8 protein-coding genes and 1 pseudogene are annotated in these 6,870 nt (G+C 69.8%); 2 read left to right on the forward strand and 7 right to left on the reverse strand.

Annotation, left to right across the window (positions count from 1 at the left end):
• The 6 genes from mdcE to madL all read right to left on the reverse strand — a co-directional run.
• A partial coding sequence (gene mdcE, locus H3O04_RS32720; protein ID WP_202589263.1) for a biotin-independent malonate decarboxylase subunit gamma occupies positions 1 to 654 on the reverse strand: 654 nt, incomplete at its 3' end.
• A gap of 79 nt (positions 655 to 733) precedes the next feature.
• A complete protein-coding gene (locus tag H3O04_RS32725) occupies positions 734 to 1,657 on the reverse strand; it encodes a biotin-independent malonate decarboxylase subunit beta (RefSeq protein WP_023477914.1) in 924 nt (307 codons plus the stop codon).
• The gene (gene mdcC / locus H3O04_RS32730) at positions 1,654 to 1,968 is read right to left on the reverse strand and encodes a malonate decarboxylase acyl carrier protein (RefSeq protein WP_006485317.1); all 315 of its coding nucleotides are present in this window, start codon (positions 1,966 to 1,968) and stop codon (positions 1,654 to 1,656) included. Before mdcC ends, H3O04_RS32725 begins: the two co-directional genes overlap by 4 nt.
• 10 nt (positions 1,969 to 1,978) lie before the next feature.
• A complete protein-coding gene (gene mdcA, locus H3O04_RS32735) occupies positions 1,979 to 3,625 on the reverse strand; it encodes a malonate decarboxylase subunit alpha (RefSeq protein WP_077178032.1) in 1,647 nt (548 codons plus the stop codon).
• A 131-nt stretch (positions 3,626 to 3,756) separates the two neighbouring features.
• A complete protein-coding gene (gene madM / locus H3O04_RS32740; RefSeq protein ID WP_006476364.1) occupies positions 3,757 to 4,524 on the reverse strand; it encodes a malonate transporter subunit MadM in 768 nt (255 codons plus the stop codon).
• An 11-nt stretch (positions 4,525 to 4,535) separates the two neighbouring features.
• Positions 4,536 to 4,931 (reverse strand): malonate transporter subunit MadL, encoded by a 396-nt coding sequence (madL, locus tag H3O04_RS32745; RefSeq protein WP_006485307.1) that lies wholly within the window; start codon positions 4,929 to 4,931, stop codon positions 4,536 to 4,538.
• Between the two features lie 329 nt (positions 4,932 to 5,260).
• On the opposite strand from madL, the gene H3O04_RS32750 reads away from it, so the two are divergent.
• Positions 5,261 to 6,109, forward strand: a complete 849-nt coding sequence (locus H3O04_RS32750; RefSeq protein ID WP_012328224.1) for a LysR substrate-binding domain-containing protein — start codon at positions 5,261 to 5,263, stop codon at positions 6,107 to 6,109.
• A 161-nt stretch (positions 6,110 to 6,270) separates the two neighbouring features.
• A complete protein-coding gene (locus tag H3O04_RS32755) occupies positions 6,271 to 6,552 on the forward strand; it encodes a DUF4148 domain-containing protein (RefSeq protein WP_011545061.1) in 282 nt (93 codons plus the stop codon).
• A 45-nt stretch (positions 6,553 to 6,597) separates the two neighbouring features.
• Here the strand turns inward: H3O04_RS32755 and H3O04_RS32760 are convergent.
• Positions 6,598 to 6,870 (reverse strand): annotated as a pseudogene (locus tag H3O04_RS32760) (3-hydroxyacyl-CoA dehydrogenase NAD-binding domain-containing protein); the annotation flags it as partial.

Genomic DNA, 6,870 nt, shown 5'->3' on the forward strand with positions numbered 1-6,870 from the left:
GTGCTCGATCCGTCCCGCGCGCCGGTCGATGCGCTCGGCCGGCTTGCCAAGCCATTCGCCGACCTGCGCGTCGAGCGCGCGGGACGGATCGAGCACGGCGTCGACGGCGCCCATCTTCACGAGGTTGTCGAGCCCCGGCGCGAATACCGGTGTCGAACGCGCCATCTCCTTCAGCACGTCGATCGGCAGCTTGGTCACGCGCGACATCGACGGCAGGTCCATCACCTCCGGCTCGGCGCCCGGCACCGCGAGCAGCGTGCGCGTCGCGAGCGCGGTCGCGATGAACGCGCCGGCGGCCGTGTGGCCGTACAGCACGCCGATCGTCCGGTGTCCGGCGAGATCCGCGTGCATCAGGCATTTGGCGAGATGCGACAGCCCTTCGTTCAGGCCCAGCAGTTCGTCGCGCTTGCTCATCCGCTGGCTGTCGCTGTCGACCAGCACGAGGATCGGCGTGTCGCCGCCGCGCGCGACCGTGTCGAGCACGCGCGACGCGAGCGTCAGTGCCTCGTCGATGCCGAACGGCAGGCGGTCGGCCACGCCGATCACGTCGACGCGCGTGCCGGCCAGTTCCGCGTGGCCCGTCAGCAGGCCGCCATTGCGCACAATCGAATGGCCCGCGGGAAACAGCGAGTTCAGTACTTCATCGAGCGTCATGCTGCCTCCCGCCGGGCCGCCCCAAGGGAGGCAGGCGCCCCCTCGGGGGGCAGCGAACGAAGTGAGCGTGGGGGTCGTTTCATTTCTGCTCCTGTAACTGGTCGGCGAGCTTCGCGAATTCGTCGTCGGGCATGCCCGGAATCGCTTCCGGCGCGTCGGCCCCGAGCGCACGCCACACGTCGAGCGCATCCTGGCAGCCGCCGAACCGCTCGATCCGTGCTTCGAGACGCGCCTGTTCCTCACGCAGCATCGCCGCATCGAACGTGGGCGCGCGGCCGATCAGGTCGAGCGCGGCCGCGCGAAACGCGTCCGGCGTATCGGCCACGTAACGATCGGCACCGCCGATCAAGCGCCGATGCTTGCCGCCCATCGTGCGCCAGATCAGCGCGCGATCCTTCGAGTCGAATTCCTCGACGCCGCGATTGGTCTCGATCACTTCAGGCCCCGACACGCTGATGCGCCCCTGCTCCGACACCGCGAGCGCCGAACAGCACGCGGCGAGCAATCCGCCGCCGCCGTAGCAGCCCGCGCGCCCGCCGATCAGCCCGATCACCGGCACGCCGGCCGCCCGCGCTTCGACGAGCGCACGCATGATCTCGGCGATCGCGAGCTCGCCCGCATTCGCTTCCTGCAACCGCACGCCGCCCGTGTCGAACAGGATCAGCACCGGCTTGCCGACGTCACGCGCGGCGCGCAGCAACCCGGTGAGCTTCGCGCCGTGCACCTCGCCGAACGCGCCGCCCATGAAGCGGCCCTCCTGCGCGGCGACGAACACCGGCTTGCCGTCGAGCCGGCCGTGGCCGACCACCATCCCGTCGTCGAACTGCTGCGGCAGCGCGAACAGCGGCAGGTGCGGACTCGTCACACGCTCGGCCGGCCCGAGGAATTCCGTGAAGCTGCCCGCGTCGAGCAGCCCGTCGATGCGCTGCCGCGCCGACGCTTCGTACCAGCTCGCCGCGTTCGCGACGAACGCCGGCGCATCGTGGATCACGTCGCTCATCATGCGTCCCCCTCGATCGCGCGCACGGCCTGCGCGAGCCGCAGCGACACCATGTCGGGCCGCGCGCCGCCGTCGTTGATCGACAGCTTCAGGCCGCCCGGCGTGCGCCGTTCGACGAAATCCGATACGACCGCCTGCCAGACCGCGCCGAAACCGACGGCCGCGGTGCGGATGTCGATCTCGCATTCGTTGCCAGGCAGCACGCGTTCGACCAGCACCTCGAGGTTGCCGGACGCGACCACGCCGACGAGCGCCGCGGCCTGCTCGCCCTTCGCGCGTTCGCGCGCGGTGAAGCGATAGTTCAACTGTTCCATGCCCTCTTCCTCACCAGTTGCGGAACCGGGCCGGCGGCGCATAGAGCCCGCCCGACCAGTGCACCAGATCCTTGATCGACCGCGCGGCGAGCCAGCGGCGGTCGGCGTCGAGCGGATCGATGCCGAGATCCTCCGGGCGGCGGATCACGCCGCGTTCGCGCAGCCGCTCGACCAGCTTCTTGTCGCGGCCGCGGCCGACGTCGGTATAGCCGGCGACGCCGCGAATCGCGTGCTCGCGTTCGTCCTTGTCGCGGCACATCAGCAGGTTCGCGATCCCTTCCTCGGTGACGATGTGCGTGACGTCGTCGCCGTAGACCATGATCGGCGCGAGGTCGAGCTGCAGCTTGTCGGCGAGCTTCAGCGCGTCGAGCTTCTCGACGAACATCGGCACGTTCTTGTCGCCGAACGTCTCGCCGATCTGCACGACCAGCTTGCGGCCGCGCCGCAGCGCCGCCGGCGTGTCCGGGTCGGCTTCCGCGCCGGCCTTCAGCCACGGCTCGCTCGGATGGCGTCGGCCGCGCGCGTCGCTGCCCATGTTCGGCGCGCCGCCGAAGCCGGCGATCCGCTCGGCGGTGACCGTCGACGAATGGCCGGACAGGTCGATCTGCAGCGTCGAGCCGATGAACATGTCGCATGCATAGAGGCCGGCCGTCTGGCAGAACGCCCGGTTCGAGCGCAGCGACCCGTCGGGGCCCGTGAACCACACGTCGGAGCGCGCGCGGATGTAGTCGTCCATCCCGACCTCGGAGCCGAAGCAGTGGACCTGCTCGACCCAGCCCGATTCGATCGCGGGAATCAGCGTCGGGTGAGGATTGAGCGCCCAGTGCGTGCAGACCTTGCCCTTCAGCCCGAGCTTCGCGCCGTAGGTCGGCAGCAGCAGCTCGATCGCGGCCGTGTTGAAGCCGATCCCGTGGTTCAGGCGCTTGATCCTGTACGGCTCGTAAATGCCCTTGATCGCGAGCATCGCGGTGAGGATCTGCGTTTCGGTGATCGCGGCCGGATCGCGCGTGAACAGCGGCTCGACGTAGAACGGCCGGCCGGCCTCGACGACGAAATGCACACGGTCGCCGGGGATGTCGACGCGCGGCACCTTGTCGACGATGCGGTCGACCTGCGCGATCACGATGCCGTCCTTGAACGCGGTGGCTTCGACGACGGTCGGCGTGTCCTCGGTGTTCGGGCCGGTGTACAGGTTGCCGTCGCGGTCGGCGCTCACGGCCGCGATCAGCGCGACCTGCGGCGTGAGGTCGATGAAGTAGCGGGCGAACAGCTCGAGATAGGTATGCACCGCGCCGAGCGCGATCTTGCCGCCGAACAGCAGCTTCGCGATGCGCTGCGACTGCGGGCCCGAATACGCGAAGTCGAGCCGCTTCGCGATGCCGCGCTCGAACACGTCGAGATGCTCGGGCAGCACGACGCCCGACTGCACCATGTGCAGGTCGTGGATCTTCGCGCTGTCGACATCGGCGAGCGCGGTGGCGAGCAGATCGGCCTGCTTCTGGTTGTCGCCTTCGAGGCACACGCGATCGCCGGGCCGCAGCACCGCTTCGAGCAACGCGACGGTGTCGCGCGCATCGACCCGCTTGCCCTGCGCGTATGCCGCGCCGGCCGCGAGGCGTGCATCGCGCGCCTGCCGCGCGTGATTCCATCCGGTCATGAACAGTTCTCCGCTTCGAGGGTTCAGCGGCATTCTAAGCCTGGCGCCGCCGCCGATTGATGATGTTGCAGAATGCGACTCAGAGGACGCGGCGATGGATGCGGCCCGCGCGCGGGCCGCGTCGCAGGGCCCTACGCGCCGACCAGCGCGCGCGTCGTGAAGAACAGTACCGACGGCCCGAGCAGGCAGCCGACGCCGGTATGGAACGTCGCGACCAGCGCACCGTACGGCACGAGCCGGCGATCGGTCGCGGCAAGGCCCGCGCTCACGCCGCTGACGGTGCCGGCCAGCCCGCCGAAGATCATCGCGGAGCGCGGCGTTTTCAGGCCCATGAAGTTGGCCGCGACCGGCGTGCCGACCATCACGATGATCGCCTTCACGAGCCCGGTCGCGATGCTGAGCGCGATCACGTCGGAGCTCGCACCGATCGCCGCGCCCGTAACGGGCCCGACGATATAGGTGACGGCGCCCGCGCCGATCGTCGTCATGCTGACCGCGTCGGTGTAGCCGAACGCGCGCGCGACGCACGCGCCGACGATGAACGGCAGCACGGTGCCGAGCAGCAGCGACACGACGCCGACGAGCCCGGCCTTGCGCGCCTCGGTCGGCTGTACTTCGAACGCGGTCGCGACGATCGCGAAATCGCGCAGCATCGCGCCGCCCATCAGGCCGATACCGGCGAACAGCTTGACGTCGGCCAGCCCCTTCTCGCCGCCGGTGAATGCGCCGCCGACGTAGGCGAGCACGAGACCGATGACGATCGCGATCGCCGAGCCGTGCACGCGGCCGAACGTGAGCTTGCGCGACGCGATCGACGACAGCCACATGATCAGGCCGACCAGCGCGAACGACGCGACGAGCCCGTTGTGGGCGACGGTTTTTTCGAGCATCTGCAGCATGGCGGCCTCCGTTATTGTTCTTCGAATTGCGGCACGCCCGCGAAGGCCGTGTCGTCGCGCCCCGTGCGCGCGAGTACCGCAATGCAGCATGCGCAGATCGCGACCGCGCCGACCGCGGCCAGCAGCGCGACCGGCCCGCCCTTGAGCGCGGCGACGACGTTCTGGTTCGCGGCCATCGCGACGACGACCGGGATGTACATCGCGCCCCAGAAACCGACGCCCGCCTCGGTCTCCTTCGGCAGCCAGCCGCGCCGGTGCAGCCACAGGCGCAGGCAGATCAGCAGCAGCATCGCGATGCCGACGCCGCCGACGTTGGTCTTCACGCCGATCGCGCTGCCGAGCAGGTCGCCGAGGAACAGTCCGGCCAGGTGGCAGAACGCCAGCAGCGCGGTTCCGTAGATGATCATGAGTCGTCTCCAGTCTCTTCGTGACGGGCGCCTGACGCATGCGGGAGTCAGGCCCGCACGCCGATCCCGGGCGGACTGTCTGTCTCCTGCGGCGGGGCGCCGCGGCCCGGCGGCTCGTCGTGCGAGCACGTTCTCGGGGTCGATGGGATGATGCGGATTCGGGCCGGACGCCGGATGGCTTAGACTGACCGATGCAGCCGGCGGCGCGACACGGGCTACGCGTCTGGTGCCCCTCGTTGGCGGAGGCCGCACTGGCGCGTGATCCGATACTAGCGCCGCATAATCCGGCCATTTATGAAGTTGTCGAAACCGATTCAGTGGATTTAGCAATGCGTCCGTTACCGCCCGAGCTGCTGCGCAGCTTCGTCGCCGTCGCCCAGTCCGGCAGCTTCACCGCCGCGTCCGAGCGCGTGAACCTGTCGCAATCGACCGTTAGCCAGCATATCCGCCGCCTCGAGGAGCTGCTCGACCGGCCGCTGTTCGAGCGCGACACGCGCAACGTGCACCTGTCGCAGCACGGCGACGCGCTGTTCCGCTACGCGGTGCGCATCCTCGAACTGATGGACGAGGCCGTCACGTCGGTCTGCGGGCCGCCGCTGTCGGGCAAGGTGCGGCTCGCGATGTCGGAGGATTTCGCGTCGGCGCACCTGACGGCCGCGCTCGCGAGCTTCGTGCAGCGCAACCCGGACGTCGAGCTCGCGATCTCGACCGGGCTGTCGGGCGACCTGTTCGACGCGCTCGACGAAGGCCGGCACGATCTCGTGTTCGCGAAACGCATCGCCGGCAGCCGGCGCGGCCGCGTGATCCGCAGCGAACCGCTGTACTGGTGCACCGGCCCCGATTCGCGGATCACCGGCCACGAGGCCGTGCTGCCGCTTGCAATGCATCCGGAGCCGAGCGTGTCGCGCCGCCGCGTGCTCGAATCGCTCGAAGCCGTCGGGCGACCGTACCGGATCGCCGTCGTGAGCAGCAGCATCGCGGTGCTGCGGGCGGCCGCGAGCGCGGGGCTCGGCGTCAGCGCGTTCGCCGGCTACGTGATCCCGGCCGGGCTCGCGCGGCTCGACGCGGGGCTGCCGGAACTCGGCGAACTCGAATACGTGATCGATCGCCCGGCGGCCGCGTCCCGCTCCACGCTCGCGCTCGAAGCCACGTTGATCACGGCGGCGGCCGAGTTGTAACGGCACCGTGCTCAAGTCACGCGGGCACGCCCGCACCTGACAGCTTTGCCCGGAACGCGTCATCGTCCGCGCAGCACCCGCTCGCGACAATGGGACCCATCCGAACGCACCGCGCATCGCCGCGCGCGTCCGGTACCCCGTCCCCTTGATCGGAGCCCGCCATGAAAAACGTCCTGCGATTCGCCGTCGCGACCGCCGCAGCCGCGCTACTGTCCCCCACCTTTGCCCAGACCGACGCATCGCCCTCCGCGCAGGGGCTGACGCGCGCGGAAGTCATCGACCAGCTCAAGCAGGCCTATCTCGACGGCGAACTGCCGACCAACGACGGCAACTATCCGCCGAACGCCGCGACGCGTGCGCGCAACCGCGAACTCGTGCAGGCCGCGAGCCCGGCATGGCTGGCCCACGTGCCGCCCGCCAGCCAGGCGACGTCGCAGCAATGACCGGTGGCGCCGCGGCGCGCGACCAGATCAGGATCAAGATCAAGATCAGGGCAGGAAGCTGCGGCGTCGCGCGTCGATCAGTTCGACGAGCAGCCGATCGCGCTCCGCTGCCAGTGCCTGCATCGAGCGCTCGCCCTGGATCGCGCGCAGCTCGTCGGTCAGCTTGCGATCGACTTCCGGATCGAACGACGGCGTGCCGAGGTCGTCCCACCAGCTCGTGATCGGCCCCGACAGGTGTTCGAGAAAGTGCGCGATCCCGCCCGCGCCGCCGCCGAGGTGATAGGTCAGGCACTGCCCCATCAGCCCCCAGCGCAGGCC

The organism is Burkholderia sp. KCJ3K979 (assembly GCF_016759955.1).
In the GTDB taxonomy this organism is placed as follows: Bacteria; Pseudomonadota; Gammaproteobacteria; order Burkholderiales; family Burkholderiaceae; genus Burkholderia; species Burkholderia orbicola.

What these genes read in the sequence shown, in the direction of transcription:
- mdcA (WP_077178032.1), bottom strand. Translation starts at nt 3,625, where the DNA reads ATGACCGGATGGAATCACGCGCGGCAGGCGCGCGATGCACGCCTCGCG.
- H3O04_RS32750 (WP_012328224.1), top strand. Translation starts at nt 5,261, where the DNA reads ATGCGTCCGTTACCGCCCGAGCTGCTGCGCAGCTTCGTCGCCGTCGCC.
- madL (WP_006485307.1), bottom strand. Translation starts at nt 4,931, where the DNA reads ATGATCATCTACGGAACCGCGCTGCTGGCGTTCTGCCACCTGGCCGGA.
- mdcC (WP_006485317.1), bottom strand. Translation starts at nt 1,968, where the DNA reads ATGGAACAGTTGAACTATCGCTTCACCGCGCGCGAACGCGCGAAGGGC.
- madM (WP_006476364.1), bottom strand. Translation starts at nt 4,524, where the DNA reads ATGCTGCAGATGCTCGAAAAAACCGTCGCCCACAACGGGCTCGTCGCG.
- H3O04_RS32755 (WP_011545061.1), top strand. Translation starts at nt 6,271, where the DNA reads ATGAAAAACGTCCTGCGATTCGCCGTCGCGACCGCCGCAGCCGCGCTA.
- H3O04_RS32725 (WP_023477914.1), bottom strand. Translation starts at nt 1,657, where the DNA reads ATGATGAGCGACGTGATCCACGATGCGCCGGCGTTCGTCGCGAACGCG.